At 41.5% G+C, this 930-nt stretch carries 1 protein-coding gene; it reads right to left on the bottom strand.

The features are described from left to right. The coding region (trmFO, locus tag ACFIO5_RS10840) for a methylenetetrahydrofolate--tRNA-(uracil(54)-C(5))-methyltransferase (FADH(2)-oxidizing) TrmFO (protein WP_375705404.1) at positions 1–930 on the bottom strand (930 nt) is incomplete at both ends.

Raw genomic sequence — 930 nt, forward strand, 5'->3', positions numbered from 1 at the left:
AGTAGGCAAGGGCAATTATAGTGATATTCAGCAGCGGCAAAACGTCCAGCAAGAAGCCCTATTGCTGATGATTCTACATACCCCTCACATCCGGTAATTTGCCCTGCAAAGCGCAGTCCAGGCCTTTGTTTTAAACGAAGAGTTTGATCAAGAATGATTGGTGAGTTGAGATAGGTATTACGGTGAAGTCCACCAAGGCGAGCGAACTCTGCGTTCTCAAGACCGGGAATCATTCTAAAAATGCGAACTTGTTCGCCATATTTCAATTTTGTTTGAAAGCCTACCATATTATAAAGGGTTCCAAGCTTATTGTCTTGGCGTAATTGGACGACGGCATAAGCTTTAACTGTGGGATTATGAGCATTAGTTAATCCCATAGGCTTCATGGGACCATGTCTGAGCGTTTCAAGTCCGCGTTCCGCCATAACTTCGATTGGTAAGCATCCATCAAAATAGGGTGTTTTTTCAAAGTCGCGGAATTCTGTTTTTTCCGCATTTTTCAACGCTTGAACAAATGCTTCATATTGTTCTTTATTAAGGGGACAATTAAGATAATCCTTTCCTGTTCCCTCAGGACCGATTTTATCATAGCGCGATTGATACCAACAAATATCCATATTAATACTATCGGTATAGATAATAGGTGCGATAGCATCAAAAAAAGAGAGAGCTTCTGTTCCGGTTATTGTTTGGATTGCTTTAGCGAGTTTTGGTGAGGTAAGGGGGCCTGTTGCAATGATAATGTGAGGCCAATTCTCAGGAATCTCTTGAATTTCTTCGCGTTTGATTGTTATAAGCGAATGGTTTTCAAGGGCGGATGTTACAGTTTTTGAAAATCCATCACGATCAACAGCAAGAGCACTTCCAGCAGGAACTTTGTTGGTATCGGCCGCTTTCATAATTAACGATTTCGCTAATCGCATTTCAGCA

The organism is Bartonella sp. AA86SXKL, assembly GCF_042196885.1.